19 protein-coding genes are annotated in these 22315 nt (G+C 66.8%); 16 read left to right on the top strand and 3 right to left on the bottom strand.

Going from position 1 to position 22315, the window contains the following annotated elements; translation table 11 throughout:
* The first annotated feature begins 93 nt into the window (after positions 1-93).
* The 14 genes from SM191_RS05660 (at position 94) to SM191_RS05595 (ending at position 14841) form a co-directional block, all read left to right on the top strand.
* On the top strand, positions 94-288 hold the full coding sequence (locus SM191_RS05660) for a DUF1192 domain-containing protein (RefSeq protein WP_307002228.1): 195 nt from the start codon (positions 94-96) through the stop codon (positions 286-288).
* 179 nt (positions 289-467) lie between these two features.
* The gene (gene clpA, locus SM191_RS05655) at positions 468-2786 is read left to right on the top strand and encodes an ATP-dependent Clp protease ATP-binding subunit ClpA (RefSeq protein ID WP_341505340.1); all 2319 of its coding nucleotides are present in this window, start codon (positions 468-470) and stop codon (positions 2784-2786) included.
* A 161-nt stretch (positions 2787-2947) separates the two neighbouring features.
* A complete protein-coding gene (locus SM191_RS05650) occupies positions 2948-4720 on the top strand; it encodes a sensor domain-containing diguanylate cyclase (RefSeq protein ID WP_341505339.1) in 1773 nt (590 codons plus the stop codon).
* Positions 4720-4896: a hypothetical protein gene (locus SM191_RS05645; RefSeq protein WP_341505338.1), complete on the top strand. Its 177-nt coding sequence runs from the start codon at positions 4720-4722 to the stop codon at positions 4894-4896. Before SM191_RS05650 ends, SM191_RS05645 begins: the two co-directional genes overlap by 1 nt.
* A gap of 112 nt (positions 4897-5008) precedes the next feature.
* Positions 5009-5248, top strand: coding sequence for an exodeoxyribonuclease VII small subunit (locus tag SM191_RS05640; RefSeq protein WP_307002235.1), 240 nt, complete (start codon positions 5009-5011; stop codon positions 5246-5248).
* An 8-nt stretch (positions 5249-5256) separates the two neighbouring features.
* Positions 5257-6150, top strand: a complete 894-nt coding sequence (locus SM191_RS05635; RefSeq protein WP_445949818.1) for a polyprenyl synthetase family protein — start codon at positions 5257-5259, stop codon at positions 6148-6150.
* Positions 6147-6650, top strand: a complete 504-nt coding sequence (coaD, locus tag SM191_RS05630; RefSeq protein ID WP_307002238.1) for a pantetheine-phosphate adenylyltransferase — start codon at positions 6147-6149, stop codon at positions 6648-6650. The genes SM191_RS05635 and coaD overlap by 4 nt, the downstream gene beginning before the upstream one ends.
* 211 nt (positions 6651-6861) lie before the next feature.
* Positions 6862-7641, top strand: coding sequence for a peptidylprolyl isomerase (locus tag SM191_RS05625; RefSeq protein ID WP_341505336.1), 780 nt, complete (start codon positions 6862-6864; stop codon positions 7639-7641).
* Positions 7638-8675, top strand: coding sequence for a tRNA preQ1(34) S-adenosylmethionine ribosyltransferase-isomerase QueA (gene queA, locus SM191_RS05620; protein WP_341505335.1), 1038 nt, complete (start codon positions 7638-7640; stop codon positions 8673-8675). The genes SM191_RS05625 and queA overlap by 4 nt, the downstream gene beginning before the upstream one ends.
* Positions 8672-9169 carry an EF-hand domain-containing protein gene (locus tag SM191_RS05615; protein ID WP_341505334.1) on the top strand — a complete coding sequence of 166 codons (498 nt, stop codon included), beginning with the start codon at positions 8672-8674 and terminating at the stop codon, positions 9167-9169. The genes queA and SM191_RS05615 overlap by 4 nt, the downstream gene beginning before the upstream one ends.
* A complete protein-coding gene (gene tgt, locus SM191_RS05610; protein WP_341505333.1) occupies positions 9166-10305 on the top strand; it encodes a tRNA guanosine(34) transglycosylase Tgt in 1140 nt (379 codons plus the stop codon). The genes SM191_RS05615 and tgt overlap by 4 nt, the downstream gene beginning before the upstream one ends.
* 2 nt (positions 10306-10307) lie before the next feature.
* On the top strand, positions 10308-10520 hold the full coding sequence (locus SM191_RS05605; protein WP_341505332.1) for a hypothetical protein: 213 nt from the start codon (positions 10308-10310) through the stop codon (positions 10518-10520).
* A gap of 23 nt (positions 10521-10543) precedes the next feature.
* On the top strand, positions 10544-13384 hold the full coding sequence (locus SM191_RS05600; protein ID WP_341505331.1) for a M16 family metallopeptidase: 2841 nt from the start codon (positions 10544-10546) through the stop codon (positions 13382-13384).
* A 419-nt stretch (positions 13385-13803) separates the two neighbouring features.
* The gene (locus SM191_RS05595; protein WP_341505330.1) at positions 13804-14841 is read left to right on the top strand and encodes a cell wall hydrolase; all 1038 of its coding nucleotides are present in this window, start codon (positions 13804-13806) and stop codon (positions 14839-14841) included.
* On the opposite strand, the gene SM191_RS05590 is transcribed toward SM191_RS05595, so the two are convergent.
* The 3 genes from SM191_RS05590 to uvrA all read right to left on the bottom strand — a co-directional run bounded on the left by SM191_RS05590 (position 14829) and on the right by uvrA (position 19034).
* On the bottom strand, positions 14829-15152 hold the full coding sequence (locus SM191_RS05590; RefSeq protein ID WP_341505329.1) for a hypothetical protein: 324 nt from the start codon (positions 15150-15152) through the stop codon (positions 14829-14831). The genes SM191_RS05595 and SM191_RS05590 overlap by 13 nt on opposite strands.
* A gap of 239 nt (positions 15153-15391) precedes the next feature.
* Complete coding sequence (locus SM191_RS05585) at positions 15392-15793, bottom strand: glycine zipper 2TM domain-containing protein (protein ID WP_341505328.1); 402 nt, start codon at positions 15791-15793, stop codon at positions 15392-15394.
* 340 nt (positions 15794-16133) lie between these two features.
* On the bottom strand, positions 16134-19034 hold the full coding sequence (gene uvrA / locus SM191_RS05580) for an excinuclease ABC subunit UvrA (RefSeq protein WP_341505327.1): 2901 nt from the start codon (positions 19032-19034) through the stop codon (positions 16134-16136).
* A 191-nt stretch (positions 19035-19225) separates the two neighbouring features.
* On the opposite strand from uvrA, the gene SM191_RS05575 reads away from it, so the two are divergent.
* The gene (locus SM191_RS05575; protein WP_341505326.1) at positions 19226-20734 is read left to right on the top strand and encodes a S10 family peptidase; all 1509 of its coding nucleotides are present in this window, start codon (positions 19226-19228) and stop codon (positions 20732-20734) included.
* A 190-nt stretch (positions 20735-20924) separates the two neighbouring features.
* Positions 20925-22121, top strand: a complete 1197-nt coding sequence (locus tag SM191_RS05570) for a M24 family metallopeptidase (protein WP_341505325.1) — start codon at positions 20925-20927, stop codon at positions 22119-22121.
* Positions 22122-22315 lie beyond the last annotated feature (194 nt).

The raw sequence follows: 22315 nt of genomic DNA, 5'->3' as shown, positions 1-22315 counted from the left end.
CGCTATCCGCGCGCACCGATCCGCCCCTTCGCCCGTCCGTCTTCGCGACCGTTATTGACATCGTCGGCCACCGGGTCAACGCTGCATACCCAGATGGATACGGATGATTCCCCCCTCCGCACGCCGGACAGCCTGACCACGCTGGTCCAGGCTGACCTCGATCCGCTCTCGCTCGCCGAGCTGGAAGCGCGGATCGCCGTGCTGCAAGGGGAGATCGAGCGAACGCGAAGCCATATGGCGCGCGCCTCGCTGCACCGGGCCAGCGCCGACGCGCTGTTCAAGCGGTGACCCGTACCGGATCGGCCGGGCGATCATATGCCTTTTGCCGGTCCATCGGGTCGCCCGCCGCCGCGCGACACGCTTTGTTCAGCGGTCGTGCGCTACCCCCGCTTGATGCCGGGGCCTGCCATCCCGACATTGGTCGAAACGAGGCGCCCGTCCCCTGCGCCTCGGAAGGAGTATCGTAGATGCCATCTTTCGCCCCCGCGCTCGAGACCACGCTTCACAAGGCGCTGGAAGCCGCGACGTTGCGGCGCCACGAATATGCCACGCTGGAGCACCTCCTCCTCGCGCTGATCGACGACGACCATGCCTCCAAGGTGATGGAAGCATGCCATGTCGACCTGGGCGAGCTGAAGGCAACGGTCGCCCAGTATCTCGACACCGAACTCGACGCGCTGAAGGTCGAGGCGGCGACGGACCCCTCCCCCACCAGCGGGTTCCAGCGCGTGGTCCAGCGCGCGATCCTGCACGTCCAGTCGTCGGGGCGTGACGAAGTGACCGGCGCCAACGTGCTGGTCGCGCTGTTCTCCGAACGCGAATCCTATGCCGTCTATTTCCTGCAACAGCAGGACATGAGCCGCCTGGATGCCGTCAGCTTCATCAGCCACGGCGTCGGCAAGGGCGGCGCGACCAGCGAATCGACCCCGCCCAAGGGCGTCGAGGAGGAAAAGCCCGCCAAGCCGACCGAGAAGGGCAAGGCCGAGAGCGCGCTCAAGCAGTTCACCGTCGACCTCAATGAAAAGGCCAAGGCGGGCAAGGTCGATCCGCTGATCGGGCGCGGGCCCGAAGTGGACCGGACCGTCCAGATCCTGTGCCGCCGGTCGAAGAACAACCCGCTCTATGTGGGCGATCCCGGCGTCGGCAAGACCGCCATCGCCGAAGGTCTGGCGCGCAAGATCGTCGAGGGCGACGTGCCCGAAGTGTTGAAGCCGGCCGTCATCTACTCGCTCGACATGGGCGCGTTGCTGGCGGGCACCCGCTATCGCGGCGATTTCGAGGAGCGGCTGAAGGCGGTCGTCAACGAACTGGAGAAGCTGCCCCACGCGGTCCTCTTCATCGACGAGATCCACACCGTCATCGGCGCGGGCGCAACCAGCGGCGGGGCGATGGATGCGTCGAACCTGCTCAAGCCCGCTCTGTCGGGCGGCACGATCCGCTGCATCGGCTCGACCACCTATAAGGAGTTCCGCAACCACTTCGAAAAGGACCGCGCGCTGCTGCGCCGGTTCCAGAAGATCGACGTGAACGAGCCGACCATCGAGGATACGATCAAGATCCTCGCCGGACTTCGCACCGCGTTCGAGGAGCACCATCAGGTCAAATACACCCCCGACGCGATCAAGTCGGCGGTGGAACTGTCCGCGCGCTACATCAACGACCGCAAGCTGCCCGACAAGGCGATCGACGTGATCGACGAAGTGGGCGCGATGCAGATGCTGGTGCCGGTCAACAAGCGCAAGAAGACGATCACGCCCAAGGAGATCGAGGCCGTGATCGCCACCATGGCCCGCATCCCGCCGAAAAGCGTGTCGACCGACGACCGCCAGCAACTGGAAACGCTGGAGACCGACCTCAAGCGCGTGGTGTTCGGCCAGAATGCCGCGATCGAGAACCTTTCGTCGGCGATCAAGCTGAGCCGGGCGGGGCTTCGCGATCCCGACAAGCCGATCGGCAACTACCTCTTCACCGGCCCCACCGGTGTCGGCAAGACGGAAGTGGCGCGCCAGTTGGCGACGATCCTGGGCATTCCGCTCCAGCGGTTCGACATGTCCGAATATATGGAGCGTCACTCGGTCAGCCGGTTGATCGGCGCGCCTCCGGGCTATGTCGGCTATGACCAGGGCGGGTTGCTGACCGATGCGGTCGACCAGAATCCGCATTCGGTGCTGCTGCTCGACGAGATCGAGAAGGCGCATCCCGACCTGTTCAACATCCTGTTGCAGGTGATGGACAATGGGAAGCTGACCGATCACCACGGCAAGACGGTCGATTTCCGCAACACGATCATCATCATGACGACCAATGCGGGCGCCGCCGACATGGCGCGCGAGACGGTCGGCTTCGGCAACCTCACCCGCGAGGGCGAGGATGAGCAGGCCGTGCAGAAGATGTTCACGCCGGAATTCCGCAACCGCCTGGATGCGATCGTGCCCTTCGGCTATCTCCCGCCCGAAGTCGTCGCGCGGGTGGTGGACAAGTTCATCCTCCAGCTCGAACTCCAACTGGCCGATCGCAACGTCCATATCAGCCTGGACGAGGCGGCGAAGAGCTGGCTCACCGAAAAGGGCTATGACCGCCTGTACGGCGCGCGTCCGATGGGCCGCCTGATCCAGGAAAAGATCAAGCAGCCGCTGGCCGAGGAACTGCTGTTCGGCAAGCTGGTCCATGGCGGCGAGGTGACGGTGCGGATGAAGGACGGCGCGCTGTCCTTCGCGATCGAACCCGCGGCGCCCAAGAAGCCGCGCAAGAAGGGGGGCAAGCCCGCCTCGGTCGACGCGAGCTGATCCCGCTTTCGACAGGATCGTGGATGAAGAGGCCGGGTGGCGACACCCGGCCTTTTTCATGTTCTCCGATCCGCGGGATCATCCGAAACGGATTGACCTTTTACCGGGAGCATTCTCGACTTTAACCACATTTTTGGGCTTTTGCAGACACATGGCGGCCCATGAACGGCGTGGGTCGCATTAAAATCTGGGCATTGGTGCTGGCGATGTGGACCATCGTCTGGCCGTTCGCCTCCGCCCATGCGCAGGCGGGAGAGGCCGTCGCCACCTGTATCCGCCCGATCGAACCGGGCCAGACCGCCGCCGCGATGTTCGGCCAACCGCAGGGCTTCGATTGCCGCGACGACCAGTCCTCCTATGGCGCGGGCGACTTCTGGGTCTTGTCCCAACCCCTGCCCGCCTTGCCCGGCGATCCGCGCGAGCGGCTGACCATCGCCTTCGCCAGCACTTGGCAGGACGCGACGACGCTCCATATCCTCTATGCCGACGGGCAGGTCCGGCGGATCGCCTTTACCAGCGCGACGACATCGCCCTATCTGCTGCTGGGCCCGATGATCGCGGTCCCCCTGCCCCGCATGACCACACGACCGGTACGCATCCTGTGGGAAGCGCATGGCGCGGCCAATATGCGCGGCGTGGTCCGGGGGGCACGGCTGCAACATCATGCCGAGGCGCTGGAGGTCGAGGGGCAACTCGGCCTGCTCTACGGCACGATCATGGGGATGGTCGTCGCGCTGGCGCTCTATAACATCGTCCTGTGGCCCGCGCTGCGCCAGCCCTTGCAGCCGGTCTATTGCCTGCTCCTGTTCTTCATCACCGGCTATGCCCTGTGTTCGTCGGGGCTGATCGGGCAGTGGTTGCCCTGGCTCGACAATAACGAGCGGCACCGGTGGAATGCGATCATGCTGGGCGGCGTGGCACTGACCATCGTGATCTTCGCGCGCTATTTCTTCGAGCGGGAGGTGTTTCGCGGATGGCTGGACCGGATGGCGGTGGTCGTCTTCTCCCTGATCGCCGTTCCCAATCTTGCCTTCGCGCTGCTGGCGCCCTTGTGGATCCGCACGCTCGACGCGCTGGTCGTGGCGGGGTTCGCGATCCTGCTGGCGTTCCTGATCGCCGTGCTGGTGCAGGCATGGCGGCGGCGGAGCAACTTCCTCTGGGCCTTCGCCATCGGATGGGGGACGCCGATCATCCTGGCGATGTTCCGGGTGCTCAATGCCGCGCATCTGATCGCCTGGCGCCCGTGGATCGACCAGTCGACGGTGTTGTCCATGGGAGCCGAAGCCCTCTGCGCCAGCCTGGGGGTCGCCTATCGAATCTATCTGCTCAGCCGCGAGCGCGATCTGGCCCGCGCCGATGAGCGCGTCGCCCGGCGGCTGGCCGATACCGACCCGCTGACCGGTCTGTTCAACCGCCGCGCCTTTCTGGACCAGGCGATCGGGCGGAGCGGGCCGCAGACGCTGATCCTGGCCGATATCGACCATTTCAAGCGGATCAACGACGCGCTGGGCCATGATGGCGGCGACGAGGTGCTGCGCATCTTCGCCCGGTCGCTGGCCGATCCGCTGGGCCCCGACATGCTGGTCGCGCGAATCGGGGGCGAGGAATTCGCCCTTCTCGCCGATGCCGCCCGTGCGCCCGATGCCGAGCTTCTGCTCGCCCGCCTGCGCGCCGCCAGCTATCCCATGGGCGCCAAGGTGACCGCCAGCCTGGGCCTGTGCACCGGCCCCATGGCCAGCGAGGAGGATTGGCGCCGCGTCTATCGCGAAGCCGATCAGGCGTTGTTCGCCGCCAAGGACGGCGGCCGCGACCGGGCCTGTTGGGGCGTGCCGCTGTCCGGCGACGGCTATCCACCGCCCCCCTTGCCCAACAACCGGCCCCGCCCTAGACAGGAGCAAGGGGAGAAGGGCGTGTGCGCGAACGGCGGATCTTGATGGCCATGACGATACTGGCGCTGATCGCGCTGGCCTATCGCCACCCCACCGCCGATATCCGCCTGATCACCCATGACATCGCCGACCGATCGCCGCGCCGTGTGCAGGCCGCGGTCGATCTGGGCCTGTTCGGCGTCTCGATCCTCTACACCTGGACCGTCGACCGGTTGCGCTGAGGTGCGATCCGGCGGCGCTGGACCGGACGGCACCGGCCCGGTTTCGCGGGAGTGGATCAAACTAGGCGCGAGCATCCTTGCGCGTGCGCCGGGCCTGCCCCATAGCGGCGTCATGGATACGCCCATCGAAGAACTGACGTTCGAGGACGCCCTCAAGGAACTGGAGAGGATCGTCGGCCGACTGGAAAGCGGCGAAGCGACGCTCGACGAATCGATCCGCCTCTATGAGCGCGGCGACCGTCTGCGCCAGCGCTGCGCCGAGCGGCTGGACGCGGCACAGGCCCGGATCGAGGCGATCCGCCTCGACGCCGAGGGCAAGCCCGCGGGCACCCGCCCGTTCCAGGCGGGTTGAGCGTGACGCTGACCGCCACCACCCTGTCGGGTGCCCTGGCCGAAGTCGCCGAGGACATCGACGCCCGCTTCGCGCAGTTGCTCGCCGATCCGGGCGATCCGCGCGCCTCGCTCTATGCCGCGATGCGCCATGCTGCGATCGGCGGGGGCAAGCGGTTGCGCCCGCTACTCGTCTTCGCGACGTCGCATCTGTTCGCCGTCGATCGCGACACGGCGGGCTGGGTCGCGACCGCGCTGGAGTCGATCCATGTCTATTCGCTGATCCATGACGATCTGCCCGCGATGGACGACGACGATATGCGGCGCGGCAAGCCGACCGTGCACAAGGCGTTCGACGAGGCGACGGCGATCCTGGCGGGCGACTGTCTCCATGCGCTGGCCTTCGAGATTCTGGCCGATCCCTCGACCCATGCCGATCCCTTCGTCCGGTCGGAGTTGATCCTCGACCTCGCCCGCGCTTCGGGCCCTAGCGGCATGGCGGGCGGGCAGCAGATGGACCTGGAGGCGGAACGACAGGTGTTCGACCTCGCCACCGTCACCCGGCTTCAGCAGATGAAGACCGGCGCGCTGATCTGCGCCGCGGTCGAGGCGGGCGCGATATTGGGCCGGGTGCCGCCGGAGGGCCGGACGCATCTGCGCGGCTATGCGCATGATCTGGGCCTCGCCTTCCAGATCGCCGACGACCTGCTCGACGCCGAGGGTGACGAGGCCGTGGCGGGCAAGAAGCTGCGCAAGGACGAAGAGGCGGGCAAGGCGACCTTCCTCAGCCTGCTGGGCGTCGCGCGCGCGCGGGAACAATGCCGGATGCTGGTCGCCCAGGCGATCGAGCACTTACGCGATTACGGCCCCGAGGCCGATCTGCTCCGTGCCATCGCCTCCTATGTGGTGGAGCGCGACCGATGACCCGGATCGGCGTCTATCCCGGCACCTTCGATCCCGTCACGCTGGGTCATATGGACATCATCCGGCGCGGCGCGAAGCTGGTCGACCGGCTGGTGATCGGCGTCACCACCAATCCCTCCAAATCGCCCATGTTCACCCTTCAGGAACGGATGGAGATGGTGCGGCGCGAGGTAGCCGATGTCGCGGGCGAGATTCATGTCGTCGCCTTCGATTCGCTGCTGATGGACTTTGCCGAGCGCGAGGGGGCGAAGGTGATCGTCCGTGGCCTGCGCGCCGTCGCCGATTTCGAATATGAATATCAGATGGCGGGCATGAACCAGCAGATCAATCCGCGGGTCGAAACCGTCTTCCTGATGGCCGATGTCGCCCTGCAACCCATCGCCAGCCGGTTGGTCAAGGAAATCGCCATGTATGGCGGCAATATCGCCAAATTCGTCACCCCCGCCGTCCGAACCCAGGTGATCGAGCGGGTGGAAAAGATCGGCCGCAAGGGATCGTAACCTCCTCCCCGGCACGGGGAGGTGGCAGGGCGAAGCCCTGACGGAGGGGGGCTTCCTCACAGGACACGCTTTGCCGCACGCCCCCTCCACCAGCTTTGTTGGTCCCGCTCCCCGTGTAGGGGAGGATCATTTGCCCCCAAAAGGTTCAGATTGGCGCAAGGGGCGATTTGCTCTACAGCCACCCCATTCCTTTCCTTGTCGTAGAGATGTGATGCGCGTTCTCGCCGCTCTTGCCATGATGATGGCCAGCCTGATCGCCGTTCCGGCCCAGGCGCAATCCCAGTCCCAGACCCCGCCCAAATTCACCACCCCCGCCAAGGCGGCACAAGTGCTGGAGGCCAATGTCGCGGGTCGCCCGACCCCGCCGCCGGTCACCGACAAGGAGAATCTCTGGCTGCTCGACCTGTCGACCGGCGGGCGGGTGACGATCTGGCTGCGTCCCGATGTCGCGCCCAAGATGGTGGAGCGGATCAAGACGCTGACCCGTCGTCATTTCTATGACGGGCTGCTCTTCCACCGCGTGATCGACGGCTTCATGGCGCAGGGCGGCGATCCCAAGGGTGACGGCACCGGCGGGTCGGACCTGCCCAACATCCCCGCAGAGTTCAACTATCTGCCCCATGTGCGCGGATCGGTGGCTGCGGCGCGAGCCGACGACCCGAACAGCGCCAACAGCCAGTTCTACATCGTCTTCCAGCCGCGCTTCGCGCTCGACAAGAAATACACGGTGTTCGGGCGCGTGATCGACGGTATGCAGTGGGTCGACCGGATCGAACGCGGCGAGCCCCCCGCGAACCCCAGCAAGATCGTCCATGCCTATATCGCGGCGGACAATCCCCCTGCCTATGTGCCCCCCGCCCCCGTCGCGGCCCCCGATCTGGGTGCGCCGGTGACGCTGCCGGGCGCCCCGCCCGCCACCAAGCCGGCGGCAGCACGCCGTCCCGCGCCCAAGGCGGCTCCGGCCAAGAAGGCGGCAACGGCCACCAAGTGAACGTAGATCTTTTCGACTTCGCGCTGCCGCCCGAGCGGATCGCGCTTTATCCGGCCTCGCCGCGCGATTCGGCGCGGATGCTGGTTCTCGACGGCGACGCCACCCGCGACCAGCGGGTGAGCGACCTGCCGACCTGCCTCCGCCCCGGCGACCTGCTGGTGTTCAACGACACTCGCGTCATCCCCGCCCAGCTTGAGGGCACGCGGGGCGAGGCGAAGATCGGCGCGACGCTGCACAAGCGTGAGGGCACCCGCCGCTGGCGCGCCTTCATCCGCAACGCCAAGCGGTTGCGCGACGGCGACGTGATCGACTTCGGCGCGGGCGTCAGCGCCACCGCGCGCGACCGGGCCGAGGATGGCAGCTTCGCCCTCGATTTCGCCGGCGACGAACCGGTCGAGCTGCTGCTGGAGCGGGCGGGCACCATGCCGCTGCCCCCCTATATCGCGCAGAAGCGCGGCATCACTGAAAAGGACGCCGACGACTATCAGACCATGTTCGCCAATGAGCCCGGCGCCGTCGCCGCGCCCACGGCGGCGCTGCACTTCACGCCGGAGCTGCTCGCCGCGCTCGATGCGGGCGGCATCGAGCATGCGACGCTGACGCTGCATGTCGGCGCGGGCACCTTCCTGCCGGTCAAGGCGGAGGACACGGTCGATCACAAGATGCATGCCGAATGGGGCCGCATCGATGCCGCCACCGCCGACCGGCTGAACGCCGTCAAGGCGCGCGGCAGCCGGGTGATCGCGGTCGGCACCACCTCGCTGCGCCTGATCGAGAGCGCGGCAGGCGAGGATGGCGTGATCCGTGCCTTCGAGGGCGATACCGCGATCTTCATCACGCCGGGCTATCGCTTTCGCGGGATCGACGGGCTGATGACCAATTTCCACCTGCCCCGCTCGACGCTGTTCATGCTGGTGTCCGCCTTGATGGGGCTGGAGCGGATGCAGGCGGCCTATGCCCATGCGATCGCCAACGCATATCGCTTCTATTCCTATGGCGACGCCTCGCTGCTGCTGCCGGAGCACGCGGCGTGATCCTGCTCGCGCTGCTGCTCCAGGCGGCGACGCCGGGCGCGAACGAGACGGTGACCGTCACCGCCCGTCCCACCCCCTTCGCGCAGACGCCCGCGACCATGGTGGTGGAGCCTGTCGCGATGATGATCGCCGCGTTCGATGCGGACGGCGACGGCAAGACCAGCCGCGAGGAGATGGAAGCGGGCGTAAAGCACTCCTACGACGCCATCGACACCGCGCATCGGGGCTCCATCGGCTATCTCCAGTTCGCCGACTGGGCCGAGCGCTGGCTGGGCGACCGCAATGCGCTGCCCAGCCCGTTCGATGTCGACAAGGACAGCGACAATCGCATCACCCTGGCCGAATTGCAGGCGCATTTCTCGCGCCTGTTCTCGCGCTTCGACCGCGACCATGACGGCGCGATCAGCCGCGCTGAGGCGCTGACCATCCGCACCATTCCCGCCGACGCCAATGGCCCTGCCGGCCCGCTCGCGCCCCGAGACAAAAGACAATGACCGCCCGCTTCTCCTTCGCCATCCACGCCACCGACGGCCGCGCCCGCACCGGCACCATCACCATGAAGCGCGGCGAAATCCGTACCCCCGCCTTCATGCCCGTCGGCACCGCCGCCACCGTCAAGGCGATGAAGCCCGGCGATGTGCGCGCGAGCGGTGCGGACATCATCCTGGGCAACACCTATCACCTGATGCTGCGCCCCGGTGCCGAGCGGGTGAACCGGCTGGGCGGGTTGCACGGCTTCATGGGCTGGGACCGGCCGATCCTGACCGACTCGGGCGGCTATCAGGTGATGAGCCTGGCCGATCTGACCAAGCGGTCGGAGGATGGCGTATCCTTCAAAAGCCATCTCGACGGCACCCGCCATCTGCTCAGCCCGGAACGCTCGATCGAAATCCAGCGGCTGCTGGGCAGCAACATCGTCATGGCGTTCGACGAACTGGTCCCCACCACCTCGACCCGCGAGGTGCAGGCCGCCGCGATGGAACGCTCGATGCGCTGGGCGAAGCGCAGCCGCGACGCCTTCGACGCGGGCGGCCTACATGCCGAGGACAATGCGATCTTCGGTATCCAGCAAGGCGCGCTGGACGAAGGGTTCCGCAAAAGCTCCGCCGATGCGCTGATCGATATCGGTTTTGACGGCTATGCGATCGGCGGTCTCGCGGTCGGCGAAGGGCAGGAGGCGATGTTCGGCTGCCTCGACTTCGCGCCGGGCCAGTTGCCCGCCGACAAGCCGCGCTACCTGATGGGCGTGGGCAAGCCGACCGATATCGTCGGCGCGGTCGAGCGCGGGGTCGACATGTTCGACTGCGTGCTCCCCACCCGCTCCGGCCGCACGGGGCAGGCCTTTACGCGGCAGGGGCCGATCAACATCCGCAACGCCCGCTTCGCCGAGGATCAGGGGCCGCTCGACCCCGCTTGTGGCTGCCCGGTCTGTGCGACCTGGAGCCGCGCCTATCTCCATCACCTGGTCCGCGCGGGCGAAATCCTGGGCGCGATGCTGATGACCGAGCATAATATCTGGTTCTACCAGCAGATGATGGCCGATCTGCGCGCCGCGATCAGCGAAGGACGGCTCTCGGCCTTTGCGGACGACTTCCGGGCGCGCTACGCTGGCGGCGGAGTAGGAGAGTAACCATGACCGACCGTACCGAAGACGCCCCCAACGAAATCCTCGCCGCCGCCAAGGAGGCCAAGGACCACGCCATTGCCGCCGCCGAAGCCGCTGCCGAATCGGTGAAGGAGCAGACCCGCAACTGGCCGCTGGGCAAGATCGGGCTGGGCGTCGGCATCGGTTCGGCGGCGATCGCGGCGGCCGTCCTCTACGGCACGCGCAACAAGTCCAAGTAACACGTCCAACCAAGAGGGTTTTCATGCGCCTTTTCCGTGCCGCGCTTCTGCTCGGCGTCGCCGCCCTTCCCACACTGGCCGGGGCGCAAACAGCGCCAGGCCCGGCGCGCACGGAAAGCGTGAAGCCCATCGCCTTCACCACGCGCACCCTGCCCAACGGCCTGCGCGTCTATGCCATTCGCGACACGACGACGCCCAACGTCTCGGTCCAGGTCTGGTATGATGTCGGGTCGAAGGACGATCCGAAGGGCCGCTCGGGCTTCGCCCACATGTTCGAGCATCTGATGTTCAAGGCGACGCGCAACCTTGTCCCCGAACAGATGGATCGCCTGACCGAGGATGTCGGCGGCTATAACAACGCCTCCACCGCCGACGACTATACCAATTATTTCGAGGTGGTGCCCGCCAATCACCTGCAACGGCTGCTCTTCGCGGAGGCCGACCGCATGGCCGCGCTGGTCGTCGAGCCCAAGAGCTTCGCCAGCGAGCGCGACGTGGTGAAGGAGGAACTGCGCCAACGCACCCTCGCCCAGCCCTATGGCAAGCTGTTCTCCATCTACTATCCCAAGCTGGCCTATACGACGCATCCCTATGCGCGCCCCGGCATCGGCAGCCTGGAGGAACTGGAGTCGGCGGGCATCGATGACGTCCGCGCCTTCCACGCCACCTATTACCGGCCCGACAATGCGGTGCTGGTCGTCGCGGGCAATTTCGATCCCGCGCAGCTCGACCGCTGGGTCGATCAGTATTTTGCGAACATCAAACGCCCCGCCAATCCGATCCCGCGCGTCACCGTGCAGGAGCCCAGGCGGACCGAGGCGGTCACCCGCAGCGTCTATGAGGCGAATGTCCCGCTGCCCGCCGTCCTGATCAGCTATCATATCCCGCCGGAGCGTAGCGCGGATACCCCGGCGCTGATGGTGCTGAACGCGATCCTGTCGGCGGGCGAAAGCTCGCGGCTGTACGAGGATCTGGTCTATCGCGACCAACTCGCCCAGTCCGCCGCGACCTTCCTCGACACCAAGCAATCGACCGGCAATTTCGTCGCCTATGCGATGATGGCGGGCGGCAAGCCGGTCGCCGAGGGCGAAGCGGCGCTGAAGAAGGAGATCGCGCGGCTGCGTGACGCGCCCGTCTCCGCCGCCGAACTGGCCGAGGCGAAGAACGAATTGCTGACCGCCGCGCTCAAGCAGCGCGAGACCGCCGAGGGCAAGGCGAACCTGATCGCCAACAGCGTCATCGTCGATGGCGACCCGACCGCCGCCGACCGCCAGATCGCCGCCGTCCAGACCGTGACCGCCGCCGATGTCCAGCGCGTGGCGCGCGAATATCTAGGGGATAGCCAGAGCGCGACCATCCGCTACCTCCCCGAGTCGGACCGCCCCGCGAACGTGCGCCTGATGCCGATCGAGATCGCGCCGACGGTCCAGACGGCGGCGCTCACCCCGCCCGCCGATATCGCGGTCGTCACCCCCGCGCCCGATGGTCAGCGCATCCTGCCCCCCGCCCCCGGCGCACCGATCGCGCCCACCTTGCCGCAACCGGTGGTCGCCACCCTGTCCAACGGCCTGCGCGTCGTGACGGTCGAGCGACATGACCTGCCGCTGGTCACCGCTTCGCTGGTCGCATTGGGCGGCGCGGCGACCGATCCGGCGGGCAAGGCGGGCGCCAGCAGCCTGTCCGCCGAATTGATGACCAAGGGGACGCGGACCCGCTCCGCCACCGAGATCGCCCGCGCGGTCGAAAGCCTGGGCGGATCGATCGCCAGCAGCGCGACCGACGATGGGGCCAGTATCGACCTGACCGTACCGTCGGCCCAGGCGGACACGGCGATGACCATCCTGGCCGATGTCGCCACCCATCCCGCCTTTGCGCAGGAGGAGATCGACCGCGCCCGGACCCAGTCGATCGACAGCCTGAACGTCGCGATGAAGAATCCCGCGCAGCTCTCGGCGATGGTCGCGGACCGCGTGGTCTATGGGGCACGCGCCTATGGCCAGCCGCTGTCGGGCACGCCCAACTCGCTCAAGGCCCTGACCCGTGCGGACCTGACCGCCGCCTATGCCCGAAGCTGGAAGCCCGCACAGGCGACCCTGCTACTGGTCGGCGACGTCACCCCCGCTCAGGCGCGGACGCTGGCCGAGCGTCATCTGGGGACATGGCGTGTGGCAGGTGCCACGGCGGTAGCGGCCAAGCCCGCCGAACCGGCCTTCCCCGCGCCGCGCGTCATCGTCGTCGACATGCCCGATGCCGGACAGGCGGGCGTGGTCGTCGCGCGCTCCGGCATCCGCCGCGCCGATGACCGCTACTACCCGCTGGCAGTCGCCAATACGGTGCTGGGCGGCGGCTTCTCCTCGCGGCTCAACCAGGAAATCCGTATCAAGCGCGGCCTGGCTTATGGCGCGGGCAGTTCGGTGGCGACCGGTCGCGATATCGGCCTGATCTCCGCCCGGACCCAGACCAAGAACCCGTCCGCCGCCGAGGTGGTCGGCCTGATCGATGCCGAGATGACGAAGCTGGGTACCGCGCCCGTGCCGCAGGACGAACTGGCGACGCGGCAGGCGGTGCTGGTCGGTGGTTTCGGCCGCACGATCGAGACGACGGACGGCATCGCCGACATCCTCGCCAGCTACACGCTTCAGGGCGTGCCGCTGGACGAGCTCAGCCGCTACATCCCGCGCGTGCAGGCGGTCGATTCGGCGGCGGTCCGGTCCGCCTCCGCCGCGCTGCTCGATCCCAAGGCGGCGAGCATCGTCGTGGTCGGCGACGCCAAGCAGTTCCTGCCTGCGCTGAGGGCGGCGCATCCGCAGGTCGAGGTGATCCCGGCGGACGCGATCAACCTCGACACGCCCAAGCTCCGCTGAAACCGGGGCCTCCGCGCGGATCGGTACGTGGCCCAAGGCCGTGCACCATCCCGACGGAGGCCCGGGTCCCGTCAGGAAAGGATTTAGGGTCCGATCGACATTCCCGCGGCGCCCCCTTCACTCCTCCCCTGCAAGGGGAGGGGGACCAGCGAAGCTGGTGGAGGGGTGTCACCGCCCGCGAGAATGGTCCTCTCTCTCCAACCGCGACACTCCTCCGTCAGGCCTTCGACCTGCCACCTCCCCTTCGAGGGGAGGAATGGAATGAATGTCGGTCGCCCCTAGCGACGTGCGAACGGCAGGGCGATGACGTGCGCGACGCCATGCGAAATCCTTAATATTCTCGGCTATAGCGGGCCGGACGGTTCAGGTTCGGCAAGGAAATCCACGCGTTGCGGGTGGCGAGGCAGACGGTAAGGCGAATGGTGCAGGTCTGGCTGGCATTGCTCGGCCTGATGCTGACCTTCGGCCTGATGCTGGCGGCGCAGGGCGCATGGCGACGGTCCGCGTCGCGAACGGTGGCGGCGGGGTCGCGCTCTCCCGCCCCGGCATCGGCCGCTCCGGCAGCCCACGCCGCCGATGCCCTTCCCGCGATCGACGGCAGTACGGGCACGGTCGCCCTGCCCGCCTTGCCCATTCCGCCGGGCGCGGTTCTGACCGACAGCGGCGTCTCCGCTGCCCGTCCTTTCCTCTGGGGCCCGGCCAACGCGATCGATCGCGCGCGCGCGATGCAGTGCCTGACCGCCGCCATCTATTACGAAGCCAATGGCGAAAGCATCGACGGCCAGCGCGCAGTGGCCCAGGTCGTGCTGAACCGAGCCCGCCATCCCGCCTTTCCGGGCACGGTCTGCGGCGTCGTCTATCAGGGGGTGGAGCGGGCGCATTGCCAGTTCAGCTTCGTCTGCGACGGTGCCCTGGCGCGTGCCCCGGCCGTGTCCGGCTGGGCGCGGGCGGCGCGGATCGCGGCAGCGGCCTTGTCGGGCGGCGTCTTCGCCCCGGTCGGGCTCGCCACCCATTATCACACTTTCGCGGTCGCCCCGCCCTGGAACCGGGCAATGGTGATGACCGATATGGTCGGCGCGCACCTGTTCCATCGCTGGAAGGGATATTGGGGCACGGCGGCGGCGATGAATCGGACCTATCGTGGCGGGGAGGTGCTGCCCAGCCTGCCGGTGGCGGGCGGGACACCTGCGGCCGCGAGCGAGATGCCGGTCGCCAATGCCTTGCCCGTTCCCCCCCTGCCGACCGCCTCCGCCAGCCCCGCTGCGGCCCCCGCCCCGCGCGACACGCGGAACACGCCACCGCCGGTATCGGCGAGCGGCGCGGTCATCAGCGAGCGGCTGGCCCGGTCGGGCGAGATACTCGACAAGTGGAAGGACAGCGGCCGTCCGATCGAACGGCCGGACGGACCGCGCCCGGCAATGCCCGGCGCAGCCCCCGTCACCGATCAGCGACGATAGTTGCGGTCGTTCTTCTCGAACCGGACCTGACGGGTCAGCACCGCATAGCGACGGTCGAGGTCGTTGCGCTCCGACGCGCTCAGCCCGCCACCCGACCGGCGATAGCGATATTCGAGCTGGCTCAGATCATGCAACTGCGTGCGCAGACGCACCGCCTCGCGCCGGTTCAGCGCGCCCGAGCGGATGCCCTGATCGATCCGCGACTGAAGCTGGCCCTGCCGCTGGGCGATCGGGGTCCAGCGCTGCGCATCGGCGACCGACGGAACCGCGATCGTGGCGAACCCCAAGCCTGCGAGGATCATGGCCTTCATGACGTTACTCCCATTACAAAGCGGGCGAATACCGGCCCGATCCCCTCTATGGGGAGGGATGATCGCAAAGCTGTCCCAGAGACCTGACGATTATGTCACCAAGTGTCGCAACCCGTGACGCTTCGTTCATCTTCACATCGACCGCCCGGGGTCGCCCGACTTTCCGATACGCCCCCTCCCCCAAGGAGAGGGCGTCGGGAACGGCCTTCTCGTCCGGCTATGCGGACACGGCGTCGTTGTCAGCGGCAGCGGACATTGTTCCGCTCGATGGCCCGGCCGGCCAGCGCGCCGCCGGCGGCGCCGAGCAGCGTGCCCAGCGTCTGGGATCCGCCCGAGGTGATCGCCGCGCCCAGCGCGCCGCCTGCGATGCCGCCGACGATCAGGCCGGTGGTGCCGTCATTGCGGCGGCAATAATAGCGCCCGTCCTGACCGACATAGACGCGGTCGTTGCGGCCCAACCGCCGTTCGCGATAGCGCTGGTTGTCGACATAATAGCGGTCGGCATAATAGCCGCCATAAGCAGGGTCGGGACGGTTATAGTCATAGCCGTAGCGCGGCCCGCCATAACCACCGCCGCCATAGGTCGAGCAGCCCGAAACCAGAGTCGCGGCCGCCACCAGGCCGAGTGTCAGTGCACGCATTGCATCCTCCCTTATGAATGATGCGGGACAATCGTTTCGAGCACGGAAAAGTTGCGATATGTTGGGGAGGTGTTGGTCGAGGCGGGGCGTGCACTTCGACTCCGCTCAGTGCGAACGGGGTGGGTGGCTAAGCCCCTGCCAATTCCCCCCTACCTCCGTTCAACCTGAGCGAAGTCGAAGGGGCCAAGGGGATCCGCCAGAACGCACCCCAATCCTCCCCGACACGGGGAGGTGGCAGGCCGAAGGCCTGACGGAGGGGAACTTCCAAATAGGACGTCCTTTGCGGAGAGCCCCCTCCACCACCGCTTCGCGGCGGTCCCCTCCCCGTACCGGGGAGGACTTACTCCGCCGCCTGCGCCTGCCCCTTGTCGAGCAAGGGCTTCAGATATTTCCCCGTGAAGCTGCGCGGTTCCGCCGCCACCACCTCCGGCGTGCCGACGGCGACGATTTCGCCGCCCTTCACGCCGCCCTCGGGGCCGAGATCGACGATCCAGTCGGCGGTCTTGATGACGTCGAGATTATGCTCGATCACCACCACCGTATTGCCCTGTTCGACCAGCGCGTGCAGCACCTCGAGCAGTTTGCGCACATCCTCGAAATGCAGCCCCGTGGTCGGCTCGTCGAGAATGTAGAGCGTGTTGCCCGTCGCCCGGCGCGACAATTCCTTGGCCAGCTTCACCCGTTGCGCCTCACCGCCCGACAGGGTGGTCGCCTGCTGCCCGACCTTGACATAGCCCAACCCGACCTCGACCAGCATCGCCATCTTGTCGCGGATCGGCGGCACCGCCTGGAAGAACTCCGCCGCATCCTCGACGGTCATGTCGAGCACATCGGCGATCGAGTGGCCCTTGAACTTCACCTCCAGCGTCTCGCGATTATAGCGCGCGCCGTGGCACACGTCGCAGGTCACATAGACATCCGGAAGGAAGTGCATCTCGATCTTGAGCACACCGTCGCCCTGGCACGCCTCGCACCGGCCACCCTTGACGTTGAAGCTGAACCGGCCGGGCTTGTAGCCGCGCGCCTGCGCCTCGGGCAGCCCCGCGAACCAGTCGCGGATCTGGGTGAACGCGCCGGTGTAGGTCGCCGGGTTCGACCGCGGGGTACGGCCGATCGGCGACTGGTCGATATCGATGACCTTGTCGAGATGCTCCAGCCCGGTGATCTTCTCATGCTTGCCCGCCAGGATGCGTGCGCCGTTCAGCGTCCGCGCGGCGGCGGCGTAGAGTGTGTCGATCGTGAAGCTCGACTTGCCCGATCCCGACACGCCGGTGATGCAGGTGAAGGTGCCAAGCGGGATGCTCGCCGTCACGCCATGGAGATTATTGGCGGTCGCCTTGTGCACGGTCAGCTTCTTGCCCGATCCCTTGCGGCGTTTGGCCGGGACCGCGATCTCGCGCGTGCCGTTCAGATAATCGGCGGTGACGCTGGTCTTGGACTTGAGCAGTTGTTTGAGCGTACCATGCGCGACGATCTGGCCGCCATGCACACCCGCGCCCGGCCCCATGTCGATGACATAGTCGGCGGTGCGGATCGCATCCTCGTCATGCTCGACCACCAGCACGGTGTTGCCTAGGTCGCGCAACCGCCGCAGCGTCGCGAGCAGCATGTCGTTGTCGCGCTGGTGAAGCCCGATCGACGGCTCATCCAGCACGTAGAGCACGCCCGACAGGCCCGAGCCGATCTGCGACGCAAGCCGAATCCGCTGGCTCTCGCCACCCGACAGCGTACCGCTGGTCCGGTCGAGATTCAGGTAATCGAGGCCGACATTGTTGAGGAAGCCCAGCCGCTCGACGATCTCCTTCAGGATGGGCTGCGCGATGGCCCGCTGCTGGTCGGTCAGATGCTCGGGGAGTCCCGTGAAGAAGGCCAGCGCATCGACCACCGACAAATGGGTGGCGTAGCTGATATCCTTCATGGCGATCTTGACCGCCAGCGCCTCGGGCTTCAGGCGCGCGCCGTGGCAGACTTCGCAGGGTTGCGACGACTGATAGTTGGACAGTTCCTCGCGCATCCAGGCGCTCTCGGTCTGGAGCATCCGACGGTTGAGATTGCCGATCACACCCTCGAACGGCTTTTTCACGTCATAGGACTTCTTGCCGTCGATGAAGGTCAGCGTGACCGCCTTGCCCTTCGTCCCGTACAGGATCGCGTCGCGGACCTTCTCGTCCAGATCCTTCCACGGCGTCTCCAGCGAAAAGCCGAACTCGCGCGCCAGGCTGCCCAGCACTTGCATATAATAGGGGCTGGGCGGGTTGGACTTGGCCCAGGGCACCACCGCGCCCTTCTTGATCGACAGTTCGTGATTGGGGACAACCAGATCCTCGTCGAAGATCAGCTTCTCGCCCAGCCCGTCACAGGCCGGACACGCCCCCTGCGGTGCGTTGAACGAGAAGAGGCGCGGCTCGATCTCCGAAATGGTGAAGCCGCTGATCGGGCAAGCGAACTTCTCCGAAAACACGATGCGACCATCGGGCGCATTGTTGCCCAGCACGACGGACTTGGGCGTCGCGGGCTCGACCGGATCGGCGGGATCGACATAGGCCAAACCATCGGCCAGCTTCAGCGCTGTCTCGAAACTGTCGGCCAGGCGCGTGGCGATATCCTCGCGCACGATCAGGCGATCGACCACGACCTCGATATCGTGCTTGAACTTCTTGTCGAGCGCCGGTGCCTCGTCGATCTCGTAAAGCTGGCCGTCGATGCGGACGCGGGTGAAGCCCGCCTTCTGCCACTCGGCCATCTCCTTGCGATATTCGCCCTTGCGCCCGCGCACCACGGGGGCGAGCAGATAGAGGCGCGTGCCCTCTGGCAGCGTCATCACCCGGTCGACCATCTGGCTGACCGTCTGCGCCGCGATCGGCTCTCCGGTGGCGGGCGAATAGGGGATACCGACCCGCGCCCAGAGCAGGCGCATATAGTCGTAGATTTCGGTGACGGTCGCCACGGTCGAGCGCGGATTGCGGCTGGTCGTCTTCTGCTCGATCGAGATGGCCGGCGACAGCCCCTCGATATGGTCGACGTCCGGCTTCTGCATCATCTCCAGGAACTGGCGCGCATAGGCGGACAGCGACTCGACATAGCGCCGCTGCCCCTCGGCATAGATGGTGTCGAAGGCGAGGCTGGACTTGCCCGACCCCGACAGGCCGGTGATGACCGTCAGCGTGTCACGGGGAATGTCGATATCGACATCCTTGAGATTATGCTCGCGCGCGCCTCGGACGGAAATCTTGGTCAGCATAGGGCGGGTTCTACTTCTGTTCCGGGAGAAATGCCAGAGGCGAGATAGGTTGCGGTGCGGTGTATTTCGAGAGCCGAGGCTTGCGGTAACGTGCGACAATCGCCCATGATCCCCGGCGGAGCGCGGGGATTGCACGTCCCGGACGCTTCATGTGATATAGTATCACATATTGTTCGTGGAGACGTTCCATCTTGTCGAAGACCCTGCACCTGTCCGCGCTGTTGCTGCTCGCCGCCACTGCCGCCGCCCCGGCCACCGCGCAAAAGGCCGAGAAGACCGAAACCAAGACGACGACAGAGAAGAAGGACGACGACGCCAAGCGCCCGCCCCTGCCCGACGACAAGACGATCAGCCAGACCGCACGGATCGGCGGCAAGCTGATCAGCTACAAGGCGACCATCGGCAAGATCGCGGTGCGCGACGAGAAGGGCAAGGAGATCGGGCAGGTCGTCTATACCGCCTATACCGTGCCCGGCGGCGATGTCCGGCGGCCCGTCACCTTCGCGTTCAACGGCGGCCCCGGTGCGGCCTCGGTCTATCTGAATCTCGGCGCGGTGGGGCCGAAGCATGTCCAGTTCGGCGCACAGGGCGATGCGCCGTCCGACTCGCCGGTCACCACCGACAATGCCAATAGCTGGCTGGACTTTACCGACCTGGTCTTCATCGATCCGATCGGCACCGGCTTCAGCCGCAGCCTGGTGGACGAGGCGGAGACCAAGAAGGCCTTCTACGCCAACGACCCGGACATCAAATATCTGTCCAAGGTCGTCTATGACTGGCTGGTCAAGGAAGGGCGGTTGCGCTCGCCCAAATATGTCATGGGCGAAAGCTATGGTGGGTATCGCGCGCCGCGCATCGCCTATGAACTGCAATCGCAGATCGGGGTGGGCGTCAACGGCATCGTGATGGTGTCGCCCTATCTCGACCCCGCCTCGGGCGATGACGCGACGGCCTTGTCGCCCTTGCCCTGGATGATCGATCTGCCCTCGATGGCGGCGGCGCAACTGGAGCGGCAGGGCAAGCTGACGCCCGAGGCGATGGCGGGGGTCGAGGCCTATGCGCGCGGCGATTACCTGCGCGACCTGATGCGCGGGCGGTCGGACACCCAGGCGGTCGAGCGGCTGGTGACCCGCGTCACCGAACTGACCGGGCTCGACCCGGTGCTGGTCCGCAAGCTGGGCGGACGGGTCGATACGCGGACCTACCTGCGCGAAATCCACCGCAACGATTCGACCATCGGCAGCATCTACGACTCCAACGTCACCGCCTTCGACCCCTTCCCCTGGTCGTCGCAGCAGCGGTCCAACGACCCGCTGCTCGACTCGCTGATCGCGCCGACGACGAGCGCGATGGTCGATTTCGTCACGCGTGAAGTGGGCTGGAAGACCGACGCCCGCTATCATGCCCTGTCCTATGAGGTGAACAGCGCCTGGGATCGCGGCAAGCCCGAGGATGCGCCCGTCACCGACCTGCGCAAGGCGATCGCCAACGATCCGAAGATGAAGGTGATGATCGTCCATGGCTGGGACGACCTGTCCTGCCCCTATTTCGCGTCGCGGCTGATCGTCGACCAGATGCCCAGTTATGGCGTGGCGCAGCGGGTGCATCTGAACGTCTATCCGGGCGGGCACATGTTCTACAGCCGGTCGGACAGCGGTGCCGCGTTCCGGCGGGATGCGATGGCGATGTATGGGGGGTAAGTGCCCTGTCCCTAACGCCCGTTCAGCCTGAGCGCAGTCGAAGGCCACGCTATAGCTTCGCGGCGGGGCGTGTGCTTCGACTTCGCTCAGCACGAACCGAGGGTGGGAATTGGGAATGCCGTCGCTCCGGCTGGCATCCCGTTCCAACTCACGCTACACGCGAAACCGTATACGAAACGGAGCGAGTAGCATGGCAGGCATGATCGGCGGATCGACGGCGGAGCGCGAACTGGCGAGCCTGGCGCCTTGGGCGAACCCCGCGCCCGTCATCACCGCCGATGAGCGCGCCCGGCGGATGGACCGCGCGCGCGAACTGACGGCACGGATGGGGGGCGACGCCATCCTGATCGGCGCGGGCGCGAGCCTCCGCTACTTCACCGGCGTCGCCTGGGGTGCGACCGAACGACTGGTGGCGATGGTGCTGCCGGTCAAGGGCGATCCGATCTTCATCTGCCCGGCGTTTGAATTGGGCTCGTTCGAGGCGAGCCTGAGCATCCCCGCCACCGATATCCGCCTGTGGGAAGAGGATGAAAGCCCCTCCGCGCTGGTCGCCGATGCGCTGAACGGAGCGAAGACGCTGGCCATCGACCCGGCGCTGGCCTTCCTGTTCGTCGACCGCATCCGCGAGGCCGCACCGGGTGTGGCGCTGGTCAGCGGCGCGCCGGTGGTCGATGGCTGTCGCTCGATCAAGTCGCCCGCCGAGATCGCGCTGATGCAACAGGCGATGGACATGACGCTGGAGGTCCATCGCCGCGCCGCCCGCATCCTGCATGAGGGCATTCGCGCGTCCGAAGTGATCCGCTTCATCGACCAGGCGCACCGCACGCTGGGCGCGTCGACCGGCAATTATTTCTGCGCCGTGCAGTTCGGGCGCTCGACGGCGTTCCCCCATGGCCTGCCGCAGGACGATGTGCTGCGCGAGGGCGATGTGGTGCTGGTCGATACCGGGACGCTGATCGACGGCTATCACAGCGACATTACGCGCACCTATGCGTTCGGCGAGGTCGGCGACGAGGTTCGCCGCATCTGGGATATCGAGAAGGAAGCGCAAGCCGCCGCCTTCGCCGCCGTGCGTCCGGGCGAGCCGTGCGAGGCGGTGGATTATGCCGCCCGCACGGTGTTGGAGCGGGCGGGCCTGGGCCCCGACTATCGCCTGCCCGGCCTGCCCCACCGCACCGGGCACGGCATCGGCCTGTCGATCCACGAGCCGGCCTATCTGGTGCGCGGGGACAAGACCCCGCTGACGCCGGGCATGTGCTTTTCGAACGAGCCGATGATCGTGGTGCCGGAGCGCTTCGGCGTGCGGCTGGAGGACCATTTCTACGTGACCGAGACGGGTGCCGCCTGGTTCACCGAGCCCCAGCCCGCGATCGACGACCTGGGGTGAAGGATCGCCCCGGTGAAGGCCGGGGCAGGTTCGCGCGAAGCCGCGATGACGCGAAGGCGTTTTGCTCGCGCGGAGACGCGGAGGCGCGGAGATGACGGGGAGTGTCAGGAATTTCGTGTGCGGGCGGGCATAAAGGGGAAGAAGGAGACCCGATATGTCCCGACGCAAAGAGCCTGCGATACCGAACGAGTTAC

This window comes from Sphingomonas sp. 2378 (genome assembly GCF_038084995.1).
GTDB lineage: Bacteria > Pseudomonadota > Alphaproteobacteria > Sphingomonadales > Sphingomonadaceae > Sphingomonas.
Note: the sequence above shows the minus strand (reverse complement) of the source record. Positions and strands in the feature narration are given on the sequence as shown.